Below are 20663 nucleotides of genomic sequence, written 5' to 3' on the forward strand. Positions count from 1 at the left end.
GCTCAACCTGGGCTTGCAGACCCGTCAGGATCGTCGTCTGGCTCGTCTAGGGCATCCTCCAGACTGGTTTCCAGCGTGGTGAGCAGCAGGACCAGAGCTTCATGCTCTGGCAGATCCTGGCTGCTCACCTGGGCCAGCCAGGATTGGCACAGTCGTTCAATGCGGTTGAACAAGCCGCTGCTGCCCCGGAGGGATTCCATCACCCGTTCGGTGGTGGCATCGTCAATGTCGGGCGGAAAGCCGAGCACCACGTAGCGCCGCCCGTCGTTGCCGATGTAGGTGAGACGGCCCTCCTCGTCGAGCATCGGGGCGGCGTGGGGCGTCACTGGTTTCTCCTCCATCACTCCCCCTGGCTCCCTGCTACTGGCTAGCTCGGTCAGACGCACCTGCCAAGCGTTGATCAGGCCTGCTGATCGCTGAGCTGGCTGGCCTGGCCACTGGTGGGAGGGTTGATTGCGGGCGGTAGGTTCTGGATCCGTGCCCATCCCCTTGCCCATGCGTGTCGCCACCGAAGACCGCAGGCCGGATCTCACCAGTCGTCTGGTGGGCCAGGCCCTGGCTGTGAAGCCCCTCTGGGCTCTGGCCAAGGGGCAGGCGCGGCGGATGATGATCCAGCGGGCCGAGCGCCTCGGCATCCCCTGGCGGGAAACCGTGGCTGAGTTGAGCCAGCAGGACTGGCAGCCGCTGTGGCAGTCGATCCAGCGCGACGATCTCGCCTACCCCGCCAACTACACCGCCTCGTTTCACGGCTACGACGCCGGCCACCTCTGCTGGGAGGCGGCCTACGAGTTCGAGGTGGCCTCCAATGCCGTGCACTCCAGCCTCTATCCAGAGGCCGGGCCCGCCAGTGATCGGGCGCTGAGAGAGGGCTATCACGCCGTCCTGCTGAGCCAGCTCCCCCAGCCGCCGGCCCGCATCCTCGATCTGCATGCCACCGTGGGGCTGAGCAGCTTCGCTCTGGAGCAGGCGTTTCCGGCGGCAGAGGTGACTGGTCTCGACTTCTCGCCCCACTACCTCAGCCTGGCCGCCTACAACGCCGCCCGACGCGGCTCCAAGGTGACCCGCTGGATCCATGCCCTGCCGGAAGCCACCGGGCTGGCGGATCGCAGCGCCGATCTGGTCTCGGCCTTTCTGCTGTTCCACGAGATGCCGCAGGGCACAACGCGGCGAATCTTCCGGGAAGTACGCCGGCTGCTGGGGCCCGGTGGCAGCTTCGCGCTGATGGACATGAATCCCGCCAGCGGCGCTTACCAGACCATGCCGGCTTTCGTGATGACCTTGCTCAAGAGCACCGAGCCCTACATGGACGCCTATTTCGCGCTCGACCTGGAGCAGGAACTGCGTGAGGCTGGTTTTGATGAGGTCGTCAGCTCCGTCTGCTCGCCGCGCCACCGGGCCATGATCGCGCGGGTGGCCGGTTGAGAGTACTGGCTCAGACGTCGTCGCTCAGGGCCACCAGTTCGCGCAGCTGTCCCACCTCCAGGCCGCCGAGCCAGTCTTCGCCGGAGCCCACGATCTCCTCGGCCATTTTTGATTTCTCGCGGATCATGCGGTCGATCTTTTCCTCCACCGAGCCGCTGGTGATGAACTTGTGCACCAGCACCCGATTCTGCTGTCCGATGCGGTAGGCGCGGTCTGTGGCCTGGTTCTCCACGGCGGGATTCCACCAGCGATCAATATGAAACACGTGGCTGGCGCGGGTGAGGTTGAGCCCCACGCCGCCAGCCTTGAGGGAGAGTAGGAACAGCTGCGGTCCGCGGGGATCCTCCTGGAAGCGATCCACCATCGCCTGGCGCTCCGCCTTGCTGGTGTTGCCATAGAGGAAGGGCACATCCTGGCGCCACTTCCGCTCCAGATGGGCCTGCAGCAGATGACCCCATTCGGCGAACTGGGTGAACAGCAGAGCGCGGTCGCCGGCTTCGATCACCTCCTCGAGAATCTCCTCCAGCCGTTGCACCTTGCCGCTGCGGCTGGCGAACTGCCCGTCGACCCCCTCTTCCTTGAGGGCCAGGGCGGGGTGGTTGCAGATCTGCTTCAAGCGGGTGAGCAGGGCAAGCACCTGGCCGTGCTTCTGGCCCAGGGGGGCGCGGGCGATCGCCTCGAGGCTGTCGTCCACCGTTTTGCGGTAAAGCTTCGCCTGCTCGCTGCTCAGCCCCACCCATTCGTTCAGCTCCACCTTCTCCGGCAGGTCCGAAATGATCGACTTGTCGGTCTTGAGGCGCCGCAGGATGAATGGCCCCACGCGTGCCTTCAGGTCCCGCAGGGAGGCCATGTCGCCATAACGCTCGATCGGCAGCCGGTAGCGCTGGCGGAAGAAGGCCTCCTCCCCCAGCACCAGGGGGTTGAGAAAATCCATCAGGGCCCAGAGCTCGCTGACGCGGTTTTCCACCGGAGTGCCGGTGAGGGCGATGCGGAAGCGACCCATCTTGCCCGGACGGGCCAGATCGCGGGCCGCCTGGCTCTGCTTGGCGTTTGGATTCTTGATCGCCTGGGCCTCATCGATCACCATGCCCTGCCAGTCGAGGGTCTCCAGCAGCTCGCTGTCGCGTTGCAGCAGCCCGTAGCTGGTGAGCACCAGATCGACGCCCTGCAGGGCCTTCTTCAGGGCCGCTGGGCTGGAGGGGCGGCGCGGGCCGTAGTGCTCCCGCACCTCCAGTTCCGGGGTGAAGGCGGCGGCCTCCCGTTTCCAGTTGGTCAGCACCGAGGTGGGTGCCACCAGCAGCACGGGCCGCTTCAGCTCCTGTTCCGCCTTGAGGTGCTGCAGGAAGGCCAGCAGCTGGATGGTCTTGCCCAGACCCATGTCGTCCGCCAGGCAGGCGCCCTGATCGAAGCGATGCAGGAAGGCGAGCCAGCCCAGGCCCCGTTCCTGGTACGGCCGTAGCTGACCGGCGAAGCCCTCCGGCGCCGGCAGCGGGTCCGGCGCCTTCTGCTGGTGGTACTGCTCCAGCACCGCCTTCAGCCGTGGGCCCGGCTCGAAGCGGTGCACCGGCAGCCGCATCAGCGTGTCGCCATCCGTGGCGGTGAGGCGCAGGGCGTCGTCGAGGCTGAGGGCCGGATCCGCGGCGCAGAAGCGTTCGGCATTCCTGAGGTCGCTGGGGCGCAGTTCGATCCAGGCGCCCTTGTGCTGCACCAGCGGGCTGCGCTTGGCCGTGAGGCGCTCCAGATCCCTCAGGCCGAGCGTGACACCGCCGATCATCAGCTCCCACTTCCAGTCGAGCCCCTCGCCGAGGGTGAAGCCCCGCGATTTGCCGGGCAGCTCCGCCTCGATCGAGAGACCCAGCCGGCTGGCGAGGCCGCCGCTGAGGCTGGCCGGCAGCACCACCCCCACCCCCACGTCCCGCAGGCGGTCGGCGGCGGTGCGCACCAGCACGAAGGCTTCCGCCGGGGTGAGCTGCATCGCTTCGGGGGTGGCCTCATCCAGACCCCGTTCGATCGGATCGAACACCTGCAGGGCGCGGCCCAGGCCCTCCAGCAGCAGCTCGCCGGGTTGTGGCACCGGGATCTCGCCCAGCTGCAGGGGCCGGTCGCCAGCGGCCCAGACCGCGCCGGCCGGCAAGCGGAGGCTTGGGTCCACTTCCGCCTGCAGGGAGAAGCGCAGCTCCCAGAGCTCCTCTCCCTCCGCCGGGGTGAACAGTTCCAGGCAGGCCCGGGCCGGTGCCACCTGGCCTGCCACGGCTTCGCGCCAGTGGTGGGTGGCCACCTCGAGGCGCTCGATGGCTTCGCCGTCGAGGTCCACGGCGCCGCTGCCCGGGCCCAGGGCCTTCTGCCAGGCCAGCAGCAGCGGATCCAGCCCGTCGCTGGCGGGGGTGAAGCCGCTGCGCAGCTGCCCATCGAGCAGGGCCTCCAGCAGGCTGGCCACCCGCAGGCGCCCACTGCCGGGCCGGCGACAGGCCAGGGCCGTGTCCGCCATGGCACAGGTGGCCACCTGCGGCAGACGGCTGGCCAGTTCCTCGAGGCGGCGCCGGTCGTCCTCGCGGTTGAGCAGGGGCAGCCAGCGCGCCATGTCGCCCTCCACCTGGGGCAGCCAGCGGCCACGGGCGATCAGGCTGAGCGACCAGCGCTGCAGGTGGCTCCACCAGCGCAGTTCATCGGCCATTTCGGGATGCTGGCCCGACAGCGGCAGGGCACTGAGCCACTCGGCGGCGGCGGTGGCATCGAGGGCCAGACCCTCCACCTGCCAGGGCCACCACTCCACCTGCTTCGGAATCGGTTCGCCGGCTTGCAGCGGCAGCCCGCTCCAGCCCTCCTCCTCGCTCTTGCGGCGGCCCCGGGCCGCCTGGCGCCGGCTCGGCAAGGTGAGGGTGGCGCTGGCCGGACGGACCGCCTCAGACCAGAAGTCGTTGTCCTGCAGCCAGGTGGCCAGGTCGTCCCAGTTGAGGGTGAGCGGGTGTTCGGGGGCTTCAGCGGCGGGTTGGACAGCCTTGGCCACGCGCCAGGTATCGGCCCAGAGCAGCAGCCGTCCCCGGGTCGGAACTCCCGCGGGTACGGGTGATCCCTCCAGGGGAAACAGCCAGGTGGCGTGCAGCAGGCTCATGGCAGGGAGAGACGGCCGTGCCGCAGATCAGGGCCGCAGGGCGGGCAGGAGACGTTGGAGTCCGCGCAGCAGCAGGGCACTGCCCACCAGTGGCAGCCAGAGCGGCAACCACCCACGGATCACCTCCATCATCATCGATGGCAGTACGGCCCCCAGTTGCCCCTGAGTGGCGGCTGCGATCGCTTCCGGCAGGGAATGGCTCAGCGGCAGGGCGGCGCCCAGGCTGCGGATGCCGCACACCGCCCCCACCAGGCCGGCCTGCAGGTGGGAGTCGTCGGGATCGACCCGCTGCAGATGGAAGGCGAGCAGGCCATAGAAGAAGCCGCAGCCCGCCGATCGCAGGGCCGGCTCCAGGCCGAGCGGCAGCCCCAGCACAGCGGCGCAGCCGGCCGCCAGCAGGGCCCAGCTGAGCGACTGCAGCCGCAGCTGTGAACGACTGCCAGAGGTGGCCAGGGACAACGGCAAGGAAGCGATGACCTGCGCTGGGCGATCATGCCTTGTTCAGCGTTCCTTCGCATCGCAGGGCTATGGCCGCCGCCTCCGACCGTTCCGCTGCCAGCGGATCCTCCACCGGACGGCCCCGCAGCGGCGCAGAGATCCGGGCGGCCTTTCTGGACTTCTACGAGCAGCGCGGGCATCAGCGCACGGCCAGCGCCTCGCTGATTCCAGACGATCCCACGGTGCTGCTCACCATCGCCGGCATGCTGCCGTTCAAGCCGGTGTTTCTCGGCCAGGTGGAACGGCCGGCTCCACGGGCCACCAGCAGCCAGAAGTGCATCCGCACCAACGACATCGAGAACGTGGGCCGCACGGCGCGGCACCACACCTTCTTCGAGATGCTGGGCAACTTCTCCTTCGGCGATTACTTCAAGCCGGAGGCGATCCAGTGGGCCTGGGAGCTCTCCACCCAGGTGTTCGGTCTCTCGCCGCGGAACCTGGTGGTGAGCGTCTTCCGCGACGACGACGAAGCGGAGGCGATCTGGCGCGACGTGGTGGGGGTGAACCCGAAGCGGATCATCCGCATGGATGAGGCCGACAACTTCTGGGCCTCCGGCCCCACCGGCCCCTGCGGCCCCTGCTCGGAGATCTACTACGACTTCAAGCCTGAACTGGGCGACGACGGCATCGACCTCGAAGACGACAGCCGCTTCATCGAGTTCTACAACCTGGTATTCATGCAGTACAACCGCGACGCGGAGGGCAGCCTCACGCCGCTGGCCAACCGCAACATCGACACCGGCCTGGGCCTGGAACGCATGGCCCAGATCCTGCAGGGGGTTGCCAATAACTACGAAACCGACCTCATCTATCCCTTGATCGAGACGGCCGCCGGCCTGGCCGGGGTCGATTACCGCGCCCTCGATCCGAAGGGCCAGACGAGCCTGAAGGTGATCGGCGACCACAGCCGTGCCATCACCCAGTTGATCGGTGATGGCGTCACCGCCAGCAACCTGGGCCGCGGCTACATCCTGCGGCGGTTGCTGCGCCGCGTGGTGCGCCATGGCCGGCTGGTGGGCATCGATCAGCCGTTTCTGGCCCGCATGGGGGAGGCGTCGATCGCCCTGATGGAGACGGCCTACCCCCAGCTGCAGGAGCGGCGCCAGGTGATCCTGGCTGAACTGGCCCGCGAGGAGGCCCGCTTTCTGGAAACCCTGGAGCGGGGCGAGAAGCTGCTGGCCGAGGTGCTCGCCGCCAGGCCCAAGCAGATCAGTGGCGAGCAGGCCTTCGAGCTCTACGACACCTACGGCTTCCCCCTGGAACTCACCGAGGAGATCGCCGAGGAGCACGGGATCACGGTGGATCTGGCCGGCTTCGAGGCGGCGATGGAGCAGCAGCGCCAGCGGGCCAAGGCCGCGGCGGTGAGCCTGGATCTCACCCTGCAGGGTGCCATTGAGCAGATGGCGGCGGAGCTGGAAGCCACGGCCTTCCAGGGCTATGAGGCCCTGGAGCACCCCAGCTGCGTGCTGGCCCTGGTGGTGAACGGCGAGCCGGCCGAGCGGGCCGTGGCGGGCGACAGCGTGCAGCTGGTGCTCGACACCACGCCGTTTTATGGCGAGGGCGGCGGCCAGGTGGGCGACCGCGGCCTGCTCCTGGGCGGCGGTGCCGATGGGGCGGGCCTGATCGTGCAGATCGATGGGGTGTCGCGCAACCGCAGCGTGTTCGTGCATCAGGGCCGCATCGAGCGGGGCAGCCTGGCGATCGGCGATCTGGTGACGGCCCAGGTGGATCGCGCCTGCCGCCGCCGAGCCCAGGCGAACCACACCGCCACCCATCTGCTGCAGGCGGCCCTCAAACAGGTGGTCGATCCCGGCATTGCCCAGGCCGGTTCCCTGGTCGACTTCGATCGGCTGCGCTTCGATTTTCACTGCCCGCGGGCGGTGACCTCCGCGGAGCTGGAGCAGATCGAGGCGCTGATCAACGGCTGGATCGCCGATGCCCACACCCTCGAGGTGCAGGAGATGGACATCGAGAGGGCCAAGGCTGCCGGTGCCGTGGCGATGTTCGGGGAGAAATACGCCGCTGTGGTGCGGGTGGTGGATGTGCCAGGCGTTTCGATGGAGCTGTGCGGTGGCACCCATGTGGCCAACACCGCCGAGATCGGCCTGTTCAAGATCGTGGCCGAGTCCGGGGTGGCGGCCGGCATTCGCCGCATCGAGGCGGTGGCGGGGCCGGCGGTGCTGGCCTACCTGCAGGAGCGGGAGGCGGTGGTGAAGGCCCTGGGGGATCGCTTCAAAGCCCAGCCCGGCGAGATCGTCGAGCGGGTCAGTGCCCTGCAGGAGGAGCTGAAGGGCGTGACCAAGGCCCTGGCGGCTGCACGCCAGGAGCTGGCCCTGGCGAAATCAGCGGCGCTGGCGGGGCAGGCGGTGGCGGTTGGGGTGGCCCGCGACGGCCACCCCTTCCAGCTGCTGGTGGCGCGCCTGGATGGCGTGGAAGGAGGGGGTCTGCAGAGCTCTGCCCAACAGCTTGCGGATCACCTGGGCCCGGGTGCTGCCGTTGTGCTGGGGGGGCTGCCCGATCCGTCCGATTTGGGCAAGGTGGTTCTGGTGGCAGCTTTTGGCCCGGCGGTGATCGCCCAGGGGCAGCAGGCCGGCAAGTTCATCGGTGGCGTGGCCAGGCGCTGCGGCGGAGGTGGCGGGGGCCGGCCGAACCTGGCCCAGGCAGGCGGTCGGGATGGATCGGCCCTGGAGGAGGCTTTGGCGGCAGCCAGGCAGGAACTGGGCCGTGCCCTGGAGGGGTGAGTGCTGACTCAGGGGGGGACCTAGCCTCCTGATTCCCCTGTGGTGCCCACCGATGCGTTTCGTCTGGACTCCCGTGGCGACCATGGCGCTGCTCATGATCAGTGCCTCAGCCGCCTTGGCTGCACCGGCAGCGGCCCTGCTCAAGGAACTGAAGCTGCCGCTTCCCAAGCCAGCTCCTTCCCTGTTCGCGGCCAACGCGATCGGCCAGACCAGCCTCAACACGCAGCTGGGTGGGGCGCCTGAGCAGCTGCTGGCCAAAGTGAAGGCCGCGTTGACCCAGCAGGGCTACACCGAACGCACGATCAACACCGTGAGCGGTGCCTGGGGCTTCAACCTGGTGATGGATCCGCCCAGCGGCACCAAGGTTGATGGAACCCCCGACGGCAAAGCAGCCGCTCTGGTGCTGCAGTCCACCGCGATCGGTCCGGGCAAGCTGAATCTCAACGTGCGTTTTGAGGGGCTGTAAAGCCTCAAGCCAGGACGGCTTCCAGACCTGGGGGCTCACAGAGAAAGGGCATCCGGAGGATGCTGAGCCACCGCAGACCACTGTGACCCCTCGAACAGACCGCCTTGGCTGTGTGGAGCACCCCTCAATCGCGCTGCCAACGGGCGCGCATCGGGGCGCCGGCCTCCGGGTAGGGCGCGTCCAGTGCTCCCGAGAAGGCATGCACCAGGGCCTCCGCCACCCCATGGGTGGCGTGGATGCCGGTGAAGCGCAGCAGCACTTCACCACTGGCCGGATCGCCGCTGGTGTCGATCAGGCGCTCCAGCGGATGCTCCTGGCGGATGTGCAGCTCGGTGTTGTTGACCAGCCGCATCACCTCCTCGGCGTGCGCCGCCAGGAAGCCGCCGGAGAGACTGAGTTCACCTCCTGGCGCCTGATCCCTGATGCGCTCGCAGGCCGGGCAACGGTGGGTGGCAGCACCGGGCTGGGGTGCGTCCCAGCTCCAGCGACCGTCGTGATAGCTGGCCTGGCAATCCGGACAGGTGCTGGGTTCGGACGGCTTGTGGCGCTGTAGGTAGGGATCGCTGGTGTGCCCGCTCTCCATCCCGTCATGGCGGGCCGCATGGCTGGATGGTGCATTGGGGGTGTTCGTGTGCATGAATCCAGACCTCACTGTTCCTGCTGTAGCCACACGCACCGACACTGTCAGGACGTGGTGCCGCAGGGCTGCAGGGCTCAGAAGCCTGAGCCGGGGGTCTGCAGGAAGGCCAGTTCCTCAGCGGTGCACACCCGGCCGAGAATGGCATTGCGGTGCGGGAAACGACCGAAGCGGGCGATCACGTCGCGGTGGCGGGCGGCGAAGGCGGTGGTGCGGGGATCGGTGAACCGCTCGAAGAGGGGGATCGCCGCGTCCTGGATGGCCAGGTCTTCGCTGTGCATCCGCGGCATCAGCCAGAACTGGCGTCGGGCCTGATCGGCTTCGGCTTCGATCCAGCCACGTTCCATCGCCGCCAGGCTGAGGGCGAGGGCCTGGGCATCCCCCGCGAAGGCCATGGCGGTGTCGCGCCAGATCTGACGGGGGAACTGATCCAGCAGCAGCGCCAGGGCCAGGCCGCTTGAGGGAGCCTCCCCCCAGGAGGTCAGCTCAGCGGCGACGGCCTGGCGGGTCAGGACGATGAACCGATCCCGCAGCCGCCGATCGAAGGCAGGATCCTTGCTGAACCACTGGCGCGGCTCGGTCTCCTCAAACCAGACGTGCAGAACGTCGTCGCTGGATTTGGGAGCGGCATCAGGCAAGGGGGTCAGCAGCAGGGGACAGGCCGATGGCCGAGGCCCCGGATGGCGTGGTGAACGGCCTGGGGGTCGGCCTCGGGGCGGCGGATGCGGGCGCGATAGGCCACGTGGATGGGGCCCAGGTGCTCAATCAGGGCCTCGCGGGCCTCATGGTGCAGTTCTTCGAGGGAGGGGGCGGTGATGGTGATGGGCTGATGTTCGGCCCTGGCCTCCAGGTGGCCTGGTCGCTCGCTGATCACGCGAAACACGATCTCGCGCATGACGGGGATATCTCTGTTTTCCAACTCCATCCTTGGACCGATCACCGTTTTCTGCGGGTGCCCGGCGATACGGGGATCCGTCCTGCGCCACTGGGTGAACCAGACCCCACACACCGGAAGGCGTAGCCGTCATTGACGAAGCCGTTCACCCGGCCCCTTCCATCCGTCTGAAGCGGTACCTCGATCGGCGCGGAGATCACTTCAGGCCAGAGCAGCCGGAATGTGTCGCGATTCCAGGCGGTCTACGGGGCGCCAGAGCCAGCCGCGCCCTGCCGCGTGCCTTCTAGGGTCGCGGCCATGGGCCCGGTGCAGATCGTCTGGTTCAAGCGGGACCTGCGGGTGGTGGACCACCAGCCGCTGTTGCAGGCCAGTCGGCTTGGGCCCGTGCTGCCCCTGGTGGTGGTGGAGCCCGAGCTGTGGCAGCAGCCCGATGCTTCGGCTCGGCAGTGGGCCTTCTGCTCCGAGAGCCTGGAGAACCTTCGGCGGGCCCTGGCGGAGCTCGGCCAGCCGCTTGTGGTGCGGACCGGCAGGGTGGAGGCGGTACTGGAGCGAGCCCGGCGGTACTTCGGCGTCGCGGGCCTCTGGAGCCATGAGGAAACCGGCAACGGCTGGACCTACGACCGCGACAGGCGGGTGGCCCTCTGGGCGCGCCACCATGGCATCACCTGGACCGAGAGTCCCCAGACCGGGGTGATCCGTCGCCTGCGCAGCCGCAACGGCTGGGCGCGCCGCTGGGAGGAGCGCATGGCCTGCTTGCTCAGCCCTGCACCGGAGGCACTGCAGCCCCTGGGCGATCTCGACCCCGGCCCGATTCCCTCGGCCTCCGATCTGGGACTGGCACCCGATCCCTGCCCAGGCCGGCAGCTTGGAGGCCGGCAGGAGGGGCTGGTCGTTCTCGAGAGCTTCCTGAGCGAGCGCGGCGCCTGCTATCACCGCGAGCTCTCCAGCCCGCGCACGGCCTTCCGCAGCTGCTCCCGGCTCTCCCCCCATCTGGCCTGGGGCACTGTGTCGCTGCGGGAGGTGGTGCAGGCGAACCGCCGATACCCGGGCCGGCGGCGGGGCTTCGAGGAGCGGCTGCACTGGCACTGCCACTTCATCCAGAAGCTGGAAAGCCAGCCGGATCTTGAGTTCTGCGAGCTCCATCCGCTCACCGCCGGTCTGCGCAGCAGCGATCCCGAGCGCCTGGAGGCCTGGGCTGAAGGTCGTACCGGCTTGCCGTTCGTGGATGCCTGCATGCGGGCCCTGATCGCCACCGGCTGGATCAACTTCCGCATGCGGGCGATGCTGATGTCGGTGGCCAGTTATCACCTCTGGTTGCCCTGGCGCGAGAGTGGGATGCGGCTGGCGCGCCTGTTCGTCGACTACGAACCGGGCATTCACTGGAGCCAGTGTCAGATGCAGTCGGGTACCACGGGCATCAACACGATCCGGATCTACAACCCGATCAAGCAGGGTCAGGACCATGACCCCAACGGCGACTTCATCTGCCAGTGGGTACCGGAACTGGATCGGGTGCCGCCGGTGCATCGGCATCAGCCGTGGACGATGGCGGCCACCACCCAGCTGCGCGTCGGCTGTGTGCTGGGCGTGGATTACCCGCTGCCGATCGTTGAACCCGCCGCCGCCGCCCGTGAGGCTCGCGAGAGACTCTGGGCCCTGCGTCAGGAGCAGGGCTTTGCGGAACTTGCCGATGCGGTCCAGCATCGGCATGGCTCCCGCCGCTCCGGCCTGGCAGCCAGCGGCGGGCGGCGGGGTGGTGGCTCGTCGCGCCAGCCATCCACCGATCAGCAACTGCGCCTGAACCTGGATCCTGAAGGCTGCGGCTGATCGGGCGATGGCGATGGCTCCGATGACCAGAGAGATGCTGGTGAGCGCCAGATCAGCCAGGGAGCCCAGGAGCAGAGCCAGCGCAATGCTGACGCCGATTCCGCCGCCCAGGTAGGCGAGCAGCAGCAGCAGCAGCAGGCGGCACACAATCGAGGCTCGGGCCAACCTACACAGGACCCTATTGAGCCCGCCGCCGCGAATGCGGCGAGGACCAGGGGAAGGATCGCCAACGACCCCACGCCGTCGCCTGTAGCGTCGAGGTGGCTGCGTGGCCAGGCCAGCGGGCCCAGCAGTGCTGCCCATGCCACAGAGCCGAAGTGGAGTCTGGGCAGGCGCAGGGAGTAACCGATTGGCAGCAGGGAGAGCCCCGGTCACGGAAGGGCCGGGTCAGCTGGATCCGGGTGCTGCTCCGGTCGTTGATGCCAGCGCAGTGATGTAAGCGCGGCGCGCTGATATCTGCTCGTTTCCGCTTCAGTGGAGGCTCCACGGCGTTGATGGGTTGTGATCACTATGCGGCATGCCGCAGGGTCTTGCGCATCCTGCTCTTCGGGGTGGTAGTGGCGGGCGGTCTGGCGACTGTTGTGATCCTGGGATCCACCACGTTGTGGGCGCTCCTGTACTGCAGCGTCAAGACGCCGCTTGACTGCCTCATCTCGCTCGTCGTCGTTCTGCTGCTCTGGGGAGCGGCAGCCGCTCTGGTCGGTTTCACCCTGCTGGGAGCCAGGCGTCTCCGGGGCTGAGAGCCCTGCGGGCCTGCTGGGGCTCTTGCTGTCGCATCAAGAAGCCCGTTGCGGTTGGCCCTCCGGTGATCGGAATCTCCAGGAACGATTCTCTTGTCGCCACGACGGACCCAGGGCACTGCAGGCGTGCCGTGGTCAACGGCGTTTCCTTGAATTGGATCCAGTCTTTTCGACCTCAATCTCGGGTCCTGATCTGGTCGTGGTTTTTCACCGATCCCAGGATGTGATTGGTTCCAGCCGGCCCCCGGCTTTTCCGATCAACGATCGAGACAACGCGGTTCTGGCGCCTTTGAATCACTACAGCGGAGCACAGAGTGATGCCATCTCAGGCGCGATCAATCTCCATGGCGATGCCTCTGTCGCGATCTGATGTCGTCGCTTCAATGCAACCTTTGGCGCTGCTGCGCTGAAGCCCTGATCCAAGTGGAAGGGATGCAACATGATCCGTTGACCCCGAGAGCCGCCCCATGGACAGCGCGACCATCCATGCAAGGGTTGGCCTAGCTGCCTGGCCCCATGAACCTGCCTTCTCCCTTGCCTCGCTCGCTGGTGCTGGGCCTCGGCTTTCCTGTGGTCGTGCTGAACCTCTGGGTGTTCAGCTCGCTGTATCGCGCCTTCGAGGGAGTTGCCTCCACCTTCATCCTGGCGGGGGTGATCGCCCTGATTCTCAACCTCCCGGTGCGGTTGCTGCAAAGGCGCCTGGGCCTGCAGAGGGGCTGGGCGATTGGTGCGGTGTTCCTGCTGTTCATCGGTGGCGCGGTGCTGGCCAGCGCCACCGTGATCCCCTTGCTGTTGCTCCGCTTCATCGGGTTCACCCAGGCGTTACCGGAGTGGATCGATTCCAGCGTCGGCAAGTTGGTGCTGCTGAGCGGCAGGGCCAACGAGGCGGGCCTGCCGCTTGATGCCAGCGTGATCATTGAAGGCGTGGCCGCCAACGTGAAGGATCAGATCGAAAGTGTGCTGCTTGGAATTCCCGGCTTCGTCTCCGGATCGCTTGGCAGCTTCTTCAGCCTGTTTTTCCTGCTCGTGCTGACCATTTTCTTCCTGATCTATGGAGGTGAGCTGGTCCGGAACTGCCTGGTCTCCTGGTTGCCGGGTGACCGTGGCCTGCAGGTTCTCAGCGTGCTTCGGCGTAACTTCAACAGCTATATCTTCAACCAACTGGTTCTGGCCGTGGTGCTGGTCTGTGCGCTGACGCCAGCTTTGGTTGTGCTGCAGGCACCGTTCCCCATCCTTTCGGGTTGCGTCATCGGTCTGATGGGATTCATTCCGTTTGGCGCCATCCTTGGCATTCTGTTGGTCAGCGTCCTGTTTCTGTTCAAGAGCTTCTGGCTTGGTGTGAGAGTGTTCTCCGTGCTGATTCTGTTGGATCAGGTGATTGAGAACATCCTTCCGCCCCGGCTGCTGGGAAAGCTCACCGGCCTCAATCCGATCGTGATCCTCTTTTCGGTGATGGTGGGTGCCACCCTGGCGGATTTCTATGGTGTGATCACGGCTGTACCCATCGCGGCCACGATCAAGGCCTTGTTTCTGGCTCCCAGCTCGCTCCCTGCCACTGCTACTGCCTCCGCCGCCCTGCCGGGTGGTTGCACCACGGAAGAAGTCTGAAGCCAGGTGATGATTGCTCACCTGCCCCCTCTTTTCGGGTATCCGTTCAGGGGGCGTGACAGCTCGCGGCGAACATCGGCCCTGCTGAACCCTTGACGACAGCTTGATTTCCGGTTGCATCTCAGGTAGAGACCCGCCTGTGATGACCGCACATCCGGCTGGAATTCCAGAAGCCGACTGGCTGGAAACTCCCGCCAGCGTCAGAGCGCTGATCAACGCCCAGCAGCAGGAGATCGAGCTGTTGCGCGGCCAACTCACCTCCTTGGCCACCGAGTTGGCAAACCTGCGTGAGCGGATCGGACGCAGCTCTCGCAACTCATCCAAACCTCCCTCCAGTGATGGTCTGGGTTTTAAGCCGCCAGAACGGCGCAAGGGCAGTGGCCGCAAGCGGGGCGGCCAGCAGGGCCATCCCGGATCCGGACCAGAGCTGCTGTCGATCGAGCGGGTGGATCAGGTGGTGGATCACCACCCTGATGCCTGCCGCCGCTGTGGCACCTTGCTCCAGGGAGAGGATCTCGATCCCCTGCGCCATCAGGTGATCGAGATCCCGCCGATTACCCCGCTGGTGATCGAGCACCGGCTGCATCGCCTGGTCTGCCCCTGCTGTTCCACCAGCACCTGCGCCTCGTTGCCGGCGGATGTGGAGGCCAGTCACTACGGCCCAAGGCTCAGTGCACTGGTGGGCCTGCTGGGCAGTGCCTTTCCGTTGAGTTTCAGCAAGACCCAGGCCCTGCTCCAGCAGCTGGTAGGAGTGGAGATGAGCCGCGGCGCGATTGCACGGGTCCGCCAGCGCTTGAGTGCAGCACTGGAGCAGCCCATGCAGGAGGCCCTTGCTTTTGCCCGCGTGCAGCCGGTGGCCTACGTAGATGAAACTGGCGCCCCCACCGGCAATGCCGACGGCAACAATCCCACTGGAAAGCGGGGCTGGCAGTGGGTCATGGTCACCGCCGTGGTGACGGTATTTGTGCAAGGGCTGAGTCGATCGACGACCGCTGCCATCGAGCTGCTGGGGAACGCCTTTGGCGGGATTGTGGTGAGCGATCGCTTCTCGGCCTACAACCACCTGCCCACCAAGCAGCGCCAGCTGTGCTGGGCGCACCTGATCCGCGACCTGACGGCCATCGCCGAACGCCCGGGCGCCAGCGCTGAATTCGGAGCCCAGCTGCTGGGCCTGCAGCAGCAGCTGTTTGGCCACTGGCACCGCTACAAGGAGGGAAAGATTGACTGGCCCGCCTTGCAGCAAAGCTGCCGGCCGATCCGCCAGACCTTTGAGACCACGCTGCAGCGGGTAGTAGAGCTCGGCTACCAGCGCGGCGAGCGAACGCCTTGGGCCAGCACAGTGCGCACGTGCCAGCAGCTCCAGAAGGTGACAGGTGGGTTGTGGACCTTCCTGGAGAACGAGGGAATAGAGCCCACCAACAACGCCGCAGAACGTGCCCTGCGCCAATCGGTGATTCAGCGCAAGATCAGTCAAGGAGTCCAATCCCGCCAAGGTGCGATCTGCCGGAGCCGCCTGCTCACGGTCACCACTACCCTCAGGCAACAGGGGCGGGATGTCTGGGAGTTCCTGGAGCAGGCCTGGATCGCCCATCACCGCGATGGGGTGATGCCGTCACTGCTGAGCGATCCCTGAAGGCAGAAGAAAGGACAAGGAAGAGTCTCTGATCGCTCAGCGGTGAGCGATCAGGCTTGCATTCGTGCGGTGGGGCGTCCCGACCCCTGAACGCATACCTTTTCGGCGTCGATTGGACTCAGCTCTGCCAGGTCCAGCTCCAACCCTTGACGATGTAGTAAGTGCCAGCTGCCAACAGGATCAAGGCGCTGAATCGGGTGAGCCTTCCGCCATGGCTGAGCAGCCGCCTTGAGGCGGTCATCAGCCCAACCCAGAGGCTGGTGACGGCAATCACAGCGGTATAACCCAGGGCATAGCTCATCATCGTGATCACCGACAACAGGGTGGAGCCAGTGCTCGCCGCCGCGGCGAGCACTGAAAACAGCACTGGACTGGCGCAGGGGGAACTGACCAGGCCAAAGCCCATGCCCACCAGGAATGGGCCGCCGGCAGGGGGCAGTTCGGGCAGTCGGGGCAGGGTCAGCGGCAGCCACCCTCCCAGATTCAGGCCCATCAGCAGGATGATCAGTCCCACCCCCAGATGGACCGGACCGCGGTGGTCCACCACGACGGCTGAAGCGAAGGAGGCGATCAGTCCGAACAGGCTCAACACCGCGACGGTGCCGGCCACGAACCCCCCAACCCTGACGATGGCCTGCAGCCGGCTGCGCGGTCCGAGGGTGCCGATGTAACTGAGGTTCATCGGCAGCATCGCCAGCACACAGGGCGACACGCTCGCCAACAGCCCACCCCCAAAAGCGATGAACGGAAGAAGAACCGTGGGGCCTGCGGGGCTGGCCTCGAACCGCTCGGTGTAGGTCTGTGACGCTGACAGGATCGCCAGATCCAGCTGGGTGCCGATCCCTGGGAGCCCGTGCACCATCGCCAGCACCACCAGTGGGGCCACTCCCAGGAGCAGCAGAACGGCCAGTCCTGTTCTTCGCACGGCCGAGCGGCTCAAGGTTTGATCAGCGATTGAGTTTTCTTGATCGCTGCGCTGTAGGCGCTCGCGTCCGTGCTGGCTCGGAAGGTCTGCACCGTGGCGCCGGTGGCTGGGTTGATCACGGCCACCAAGGAGGTCTGGCTGCGGTTGGCCTCCAGGAAGGGACCAAGGCCAAGGGCACGGGCTCGCTCGCGCGATGCCTTCAACTTGGCGGCATCAGACACATCGAATCGCACGAAGGTGGCCTTGCCGGCCTTCTGCTTTTCCAGGGAACGCAAGGTCGGTTCGATCGTGCGACAGGCGGGGCACCAGCTGGCGTAGATGTCGACCACAACGGGTTTGCCCTGCAGGGACGGGGCGAGGGCGGCACCGGTTTTCTGGGCGACCCATGGGCTGGCACCCTGGGCTGGCGGTGCGACTGGAAGGAATCCAGGCATGGGAATGGTCTGCCCACTCCCGAGCGTGAGCAGGAGAGCGGCGAGGGAAACTTGCATCGCGGCAGGAAGGGCGAATGGTTGGAGTACAAGCCAAGCGTCCAATTGGATTGCTTCGATCCGGCAACGCCGCTCAGATCTGTTCTGAGGCTTGTTGATCTACACCATCGCAACAGGCGACCGATGACCGGTGGATCCGGCTCGATTGATCACCTGTGCTGATTGCGGTGATCACAGCCTCCTGTGGGTTCCGATCGACTGCATCCACCCGAATGGTTCGATTCCCACCTAAAACAGCTGGCACCTCTTCCACACTTGATGGATCCCTTGCCCGCGCTGCTGATGGAAGTCGGTAGCCACCAGGTTGAAGTGGCCGAGACCCTGATCGGGGTTGGTCGGTTTCTCGTGATTTTCGTGGCGGCACGCGCCATGGCCGAGCTGATGGTGCGCCTGCAGCTCCCCACCATCCTCGGCGAACTGGTTGCCGGCGTGTTGATCGGTGTCTCCGGTCTGCATCTGGTGCTCCCGCCGGAGACGCAGGCCCAGCTCAGCGGTGCGGTGCTCGGTCTGGTCGGCTCCCTGGCCGATGTGTCCCCCGAAACGGTGACCTCGGTGTATCGCGAGACGTTCCCCAGCCTGCAGGCTGTGTCTCAGATCGGTCTCTACGCCCTCTTGTTTCTCACGGGGCTTGAAAGCGAACTCGATGAACTGGTGGCCGTGGGGGTGCAGGCCGGCACGGTGGCCCTCACCGGTGTGCTGTTGCCCTTTGCGCTCGGTACCGCGGGCCTCTACTACCTCTTCCATGTGCCTCTGATCCCGGCGGTGTTTGCCGGAGCCGCCATGACGGCCACCTCGATCGGCATCACAGCCAGTGTGTTTGGTGAGTTGCAGTGGCTCAAGCGCAAGGAGGGCCAGATCGTCATCGGCGCGGCCGTGCTGGACGACATCCTCGGCATCGTGATCCTGGCGGTGGTGGTGGCCCTGGCTGGTGGTGGTGCCTTCACCATCGGCCCGATTCTCAAGCTCTGTGCTGCGGCCCTGGTGTTCGTGGCGGCGGCCCTCTTCCTCAGCCGCACCGCTGCGCCGGTCTTCGACTGGGTCGTGGATCGCCTCAAGGCTCCCGGTGATGTCGCCGTGGCCAGCTTCGTGGTGCTCACCCTCAGCTGCTTTGCCGCCCAGGCGATCGGCCTGGAAGCCGCCCTCGGAGCCTTTGCTGCGGGTCTGATCCTCAGCGCCTCAAAGCACACCCACGACATCGACGCGGCCGTCAAACCTCTGGTGGCCCTGTTTGCCACCGTGTTCTTTGTGCTGATCGGCACCGGTATGGATCTGTCGGTGCTGAATCCGTTCGACCCAGCCAACCGTGAAGGGCTGATCGTGGCCGTCTTTCTGCTGGTGGTGGCCGTGGTGGGCAAGGTGGCGGCGGGCTGGAGCTACATCAGCAAAGAACCCAGCAACCGTCTGGTGGTGGGGCTCGGCATGATGCCCCGTGGCGAAGTTGGCCTGATCTTTCTGGGGCTCGGCACCCAGGCCGGCATCCTCACCCCAGCCCTGGAGGCTGCGATCCTGCTGATGGTGATCGGCACCACCTTCCTGGCACCGATCCTGCTGCGCCTGGTGATCGGTGCCAAGCCGGTGCCTGCCCCCCAGCCTTCCTGAGACCAACGATGGTGCCGGCCTCTCCCTATGCCGGGCGCAGGGTCTGCCTCACCACGCTCCATGGCAAGGAGCGGGTGCTGGCCAGGCCTGTGTTTCATGGGCTGGGGGCGGAACTGCTGGTCTGCGGCTGCGACACCGATCAGCTCGGTACCTTCAGCGGCGAGATCGAGCGTCCGGCCGATCCGGTAAGCACCTGTCGCCTCAAGGCCAACCTCGGGCTGGCCGCCACCGGGCTGCCACTGGGTTTGGCCAGTGAGGGCAGCTTCGGGCCCCATCCCGCCGTGCCTTTTCTGCCTGTGGGCCAGGAGGTGCTGGTGTTCGTTGATCTGGAACGTCAGCTCACCGTGGTGGAACGGCGCCTGGAGATGCGCACCACCTTTTCCAGCCGCACGGTGGGGCCGTCGGATCTCAACAGCACTGGCTTCAGCACCTGGTTGCAGCAGGTGCGTTTCCCCAGCCATGCCCTGATCGCTCGCCCAGCCCAGCACGACCCCAGCGGCCGCTGCATCAAGGCCATCCGCACCATCGCTGACCTGGAGGTCGCGTTGGCCCACTGCGCTGCAACGTCCTCCAATGGCGAGGTGCTGCTCGAAACCGATATGCGAGCCCATTGCAATCCCACCCGGATGGCAAGCATCCGCCGACTGGGCTTCCAACTGGTGCGACGGATCCGTCAGCTGTGTCCGGCTTGTGAATCACCGGGCTGGGGACGAACCGAGGCTGTGGCAGGCCTGCCGTGCCGTTGCTGCGGAACTGCCACGCCGCTGATGGCGCAGGAGCGCTGGGGCTGTTCGGCCTGTTGCCACAGCGAGCTGAAGCCCCGCCGGGATGGCAGGCGGGAGGCTGACCCGATGCATTGCCCCTGGTGTAACCCCTGACCCGCAACCAGGTCCGCTGGCCCGTTGCGGTTGCTCCTCAGGCGGCGGGAATCTCCAGGCGTTGATCACGCTGACTTATGGATGCAATCTGGAATCCTGCGGGTTTAAATCGACACATCTGCCAAGGCAAGACTTAAGGTTTGCGGACCTAATTCAGCCGTGATTTCCCCTGTGTCTATGGTGAGTATCTTCGGCAGTCGACATGTTTTCAGGGAACGATGTCTCCCTCTCTCCTTTGTCTTCTGTCGGCCGATCTTCGCTTCTTGATGCGCTGACTGCCTCAGGCTTGCTGCTTCTGCTCCTCGCCGTATCCCGTGATGGCCTTCTCCATGTCACGTCGTTGTCTTCGCCTGAGCCTGCGGGCCGGGGAGAGGTTGCCCGCCAACCTTTGCTGGCGGAGTGAGCAGGGTCATGTCTGGTTGGCCCGCTGGAGTGCGGGGCTTGACCCTCTCACCCTCGGGGTCTGGGGCCCCGGCGAGGTGGTGATCCCGGCGCTGATCGGCCTTTCCGGCCTCGAACTGCGCACGCTCTCGCCGGTTGTGGTCGAAGAGGAGGAGGCCTCCAGCGCGATGGAGCGCGAGTTTCTCGAAGAACAGTTGCGTCAGGCGGCCATCCTGTTGATGCTCAGCCGTGTGCGTCCTGCGGAAGCCCGGCTGCTGCAGTTGCTGGATTGGTTCGGCACGCGCTTCGGCACCATGACCAGCCAGGGGGTGACGCTCACGTTTGGCGAGAAGCTTCTCACGCATCAACAGCTGGCAGACATCGCCGGCATGACCAGAGTCACGGTGACCAAGGCGCTCACCAGCTTCCGCCAGGCTGGTGTGATTGCCTGTCAGGCCGGCGGATCGCTCCTGCTGCGGCTTCCTTGTTCTGAATTCCTGGATTAGAGCTGAACGGCAGGGGCATGGCGACGAGGACCATGCCCGGATCCACCATCAAGTGGCTGGAGTTTCCGGAGCAAGCTCTGCCGTATCTCCAGGATGGCCGCCTCCTGAGAGGATCCCAGCATCGATGGGCCCTGGGATCAGCGGATCGGAATCGCTGAATCGAGAGTGGTGGCAGCCGCCGGCCCCGACAGACTGAAACGGCAAGTCGGGCCCGCACCATCCACCCGCAGCATCCAAAGCTCCGCAGCATCCAATGATGGGAAGGTTCAACAGGCCATCACGGCGTAGCCGCCGCAGCGCCACC

At 66.3% G+C, this 20663-nt stretch carries 19 protein-coding genes; 11 read left to right on the plus strand and 8 right to left on the minus strand.

Annotated elements, in window-relative coordinates:
• Window positions 1–2: 2 nt before the first annotated feature.
• On the minus strand, window positions 3–341 hold the full coding sequence (locus H8F26_RS06360; RefSeq protein ID WP_197158329.1) for a hypothetical protein: 339 nt from the start codon (window positions 339–341) through the stop codon (window positions 3–5).
• Between the two features lie 154 nt (window positions 342–495).
• Between H8F26_RS06360 and H8F26_RS06365 the strand changes: the two genes are divergently transcribed.
• On the plus strand, window positions 496–1422 hold the full coding sequence (locus H8F26_RS06365) for a class I SAM-dependent methyltransferase (RefSeq protein WP_197158331.1): 927 nt from the start codon (window positions 496–498) through the stop codon (window positions 1420–1422).
• Window positions 1423–1432: 10 nt separating this feature from the next.
• Here H8F26_RS06365 and H8F26_RS06370 read toward each other — a convergent pair whose 3' ends face one another.
• The gene (locus H8F26_RS06370) at window positions 1433–4534 is read right to left on the minus strand and encodes a DEAD/DEAH box helicase (protein ID WP_197158332.1); all 3102 of its coding nucleotides are present in this window, start codon (window positions 4532–4534) and stop codon (window positions 1433–1435) included.
• Between the two features lie 27 nt (window positions 4535–4561).
• On the minus strand, window positions 4562–4993 hold the full coding sequence (locus H8F26_RS06375) for a hypothetical protein (RefSeq protein WP_197159025.1): 432 nt from the start codon (window positions 4991–4993) through the stop codon (window positions 4562–4564).
• Window positions 4994–5061: 68 nt separating this feature from the next.
• Between H8F26_RS06375 and alaS the strand changes: the two genes are divergently transcribed.
• A complete protein-coding gene (gene alaS, locus H8F26_RS06380; protein WP_197158334.1) occupies window positions 5062–7773 on the plus strand; it encodes an alanine--tRNA ligase in 2712 nt (903 codons plus the stop codon).
• Window positions 7774–7855: 82 nt separating this feature from the next.
• Window positions 7856–8239, plus strand: a complete 384-nt coding sequence (locus tag H8F26_RS06385) for a hypothetical protein (RefSeq protein ID WP_231605503.1) — start codon at window positions 7856–7858, stop codon at window positions 8237–8239.
• 124 nt (window positions 8240–8363) lie between these two features.
• On the opposite strand, the gene H8F26_RS06390 is transcribed toward H8F26_RS06385, so the two are convergent.
• From H8F26_RS06390 to H8F26_RS06400, 3 genes are all read right to left on the minus strand, one after another.
• Window positions 8364–8876: a BCAM0308 family protein gene (locus tag H8F26_RS06390; protein ID WP_197158337.1), complete on the minus strand. Its 513-nt coding sequence runs from the start codon at window positions 8874–8876 to the stop codon at window positions 8364–8366.
• Window positions 8877–8953: 77 nt separating this feature from the next.
• Complete coding sequence (locus tag H8F26_RS06395; RefSeq protein ID WP_197158338.1) at window positions 8954–9514, minus strand: DUF924 family protein; 561 nt, start codon at window positions 9512–9514, stop codon at window positions 8954–8956.
• Between the two features lie 5 nt (window positions 9515–9519).
• On the minus strand, window positions 9520–9771 hold the full coding sequence (locus tag H8F26_RS06400; protein WP_197158340.1) for a hypothetical protein: 252 nt from the start codon (window positions 9769–9771) through the stop codon (window positions 9520–9522).
• Window positions 9772–10068: 297 nt separating this feature from the next.
• Between H8F26_RS06400 and H8F26_RS06405 the strand changes: the two genes are divergently transcribed.
• The 5 genes from H8F26_RS06405 (at window position 10069) to H8F26_RS06420 (ending at window position 15579) form a co-directional block, all read left to right on the plus strand.
• The gene (locus tag H8F26_RS06405; protein WP_197159026.1) at window positions 10069–11598 is read left to right on the plus strand and encodes an FAD-binding domain-containing protein; all 1530 of its coding nucleotides are present in this window, start codon (window positions 10069–10071) and stop codon (window positions 11596–11598) included.
• 530 nt (window positions 11599–12128) lie between these two features.
• Window positions 12129–12338, plus strand: coding sequence for a hypothetical protein (locus H8F26_RS06410; protein ID WP_197158342.1), 210 nt, complete (start codon window positions 12129–12131; stop codon window positions 12336–12338).
• Between the two features lie 25 nt (window positions 12339–12363).
• A complete protein-coding gene (locus H8F26_RS20110; RefSeq protein ID WP_370594676.1) occupies window positions 12364–12708 on the plus strand; it encodes a DM13 domain-containing protein in 345 nt (114 codons plus the stop codon).
• Between the two features lie 146 nt (window positions 12709–12854).
• Window positions 12855–13946, plus strand: a complete 1092-nt coding sequence (locus tag H8F26_RS06415; protein ID WP_197158344.1) for an AI-2E family transporter — start codon at window positions 12855–12857, stop codon at window positions 13944–13946.
• A 142-nt stretch (window positions 13947–14088) separates the two neighbouring features.
• Window positions 14089–15579: an IS66 family transposase gene (locus H8F26_RS06420; protein WP_197153750.1), complete on the plus strand. Its 1491-nt coding sequence runs from the start codon at window positions 14089–14091 to the stop codon at window positions 15577–15579.
• A 118-nt stretch (window positions 15580–15697) separates the two neighbouring features.
• Here H8F26_RS06420 and H8F26_RS06425 read toward each other — a convergent pair whose 3' ends face one another.
• A complete protein-coding gene (locus H8F26_RS06425) occupies window positions 15698–16519 on the minus strand; it encodes a cytochrome c biogenesis protein CcdA (RefSeq protein ID WP_197158346.1) in 822 nt (273 codons plus the stop codon).
• Window positions 16516–16938, minus strand: a complete 423-nt coding sequence (locus H8F26_RS06430; protein ID WP_197158348.1) for a co-chaperone YbbN — start codon at window positions 16936–16938, stop codon at window positions 16516–16518. Before H8F26_RS06430 ends, H8F26_RS06425 begins: the two co-directional genes overlap by 4 nt.
• A 315-nt stretch (window positions 16939–17253) precedes the next feature.
• Between H8F26_RS06430 and H8F26_RS06435 the strand changes: the two genes are divergently transcribed.
• From H8F26_RS06435 to H8F26_RS06445, 3 genes are all read left to right on the plus strand, one after another.
• Window positions 17254–18594, plus strand: a complete 1341-nt coding sequence (locus H8F26_RS06435) for a cation:proton antiporter (protein WP_197158350.1) — start codon at window positions 17254–17256, stop codon at window positions 18592–18594.
• An 8-nt stretch (window positions 18595–18602) separates the two neighbouring features.
• Window positions 18603–19472 (plus strand): DUF6671 family protein, encoded by an 870-nt coding sequence (locus tag H8F26_RS06440; protein ID WP_197158352.1) that lies wholly within the window; start codon window positions 18603–18605, stop codon window positions 19470–19472.
• Between the two features lie 329 nt (window positions 19473–19801).
• A complete protein-coding gene (locus tag H8F26_RS06445) occupies window positions 19802–20359 on the plus strand; it encodes a Crp/Fnr family transcriptional regulator (RefSeq protein WP_197158354.1) in 558 nt (185 codons plus the stop codon).
• Window positions 20360–20663 lie beyond the last annotated feature (304 nt).

It is taken from the genome of Synechococcus sp. CBW1006 (assembly GCF_015840525.1).
Taxonomy (GTDB): Bacteria; Cyanobacteriota; Cyanobacteriia; order PCC-6307; family Cyanobiaceae; genus CBW1002.

What these genes read in the sequence shown, in the direction of transcription:
- H8F26_RS06360 (WP_197158329.1), bottom strand. Translation starts at nt 341, where the DNA reads ATGGAGGAGAAACCAGTGACGCCCCACGCCGCCCCGATGCTCGACGAG.
- H8F26_RS06390 (WP_197158337.1), bottom strand. Translation starts at nt 8,876, where the DNA reads ATGCACACGAACACCCCCAATGCACCATCCAGCCATGCGGCCCGCCAT.
- H8F26_RS06405 (WP_197159026.1), top strand. Translation starts at nt 10,069, where the DNA reads ATGGGCCCGGTGCAGATCGTCTGGTTCAAGCGGGACCTGCGGGTGGTG.
- alaS (WP_197158334.1), top strand. Translation starts at nt 5,062, where the DNA reads ATGGCCGCCGCCTCCGACCGTTCCGCTGCCAGCGGATCCTCCACCGGA.
- H8F26_RS06440 (WP_197158352.1), top strand. Translation starts at nt 18,603, where the DNA reads ATGGTGCCGGCCTCTCCCTATGCCGGGCGCAGGGTCTGCCTCACCACG.
- H8F26_RS06420 (WP_197153750.1), top strand. Translation starts at nt 14,089, where the DNA reads ATGACCGCACATCCGGCTGGAATTCCAGAAGCCGACTGGCTGGAAACT.
- H8F26_RS06370 (WP_197158332.1), bottom strand. Translation starts at nt 4,534, where the DNA reads ATGAGCCTGCTGCACGCCACCTGGCTGTTTCCCCTGGAGGGATCACCC.
- H8F26_RS06435 (WP_197158350.1), top strand. Translation starts at nt 17,254, where the DNA reads ATGGATCCCTTGCCCGCGCTGCTGATGGAAGTCGGTAGCCACCAGGTT.
- H8F26_RS06365 (WP_197158331.1), top strand. Translation starts at nt 496, where the DNA reads ATGCGTGTCGCCACCGAAGACCGCAGGCCGGATCTCACCAGTCGTCTG.
- H8F26_RS06445 (WP_197158354.1), top strand. Translation starts at nt 19,802, where the DNA reads ATGTCACGTCGTTGTCTTCGCCTGAGCCTGCGGGCCGGGGAGAGGTTG.
- H8F26_RS06415 (WP_197158344.1), top strand. Translation starts at nt 12,855, where the DNA reads ATGAACCTGCCTTCTCCCTTGCCTCGCTCGCTGGTGCTGGGCCTCGGC.
- H8F26_RS06430 (WP_197158348.1), bottom strand. Translation starts at nt 16,938, where the DNA reads ATGCCTGGATTCCTTCCAGTCGCACCGCCAGCCCAGGGTGCCAGCCCA.
- H8F26_RS06400 (WP_197158340.1), bottom strand. Translation starts at nt 9,771, where the DNA reads ATGCGCGAGATCGTGTTTCGCGTGATCAGCGAGCGACCAGGCCACCTG.
- H8F26_RS06385 (WP_231605503.1), top strand. Translation starts at nt 7,856, where the DNA reads ATGGCGCTGCTCATGATCAGTGCCTCAGCCGCCTTGGCTGCACCGGCA.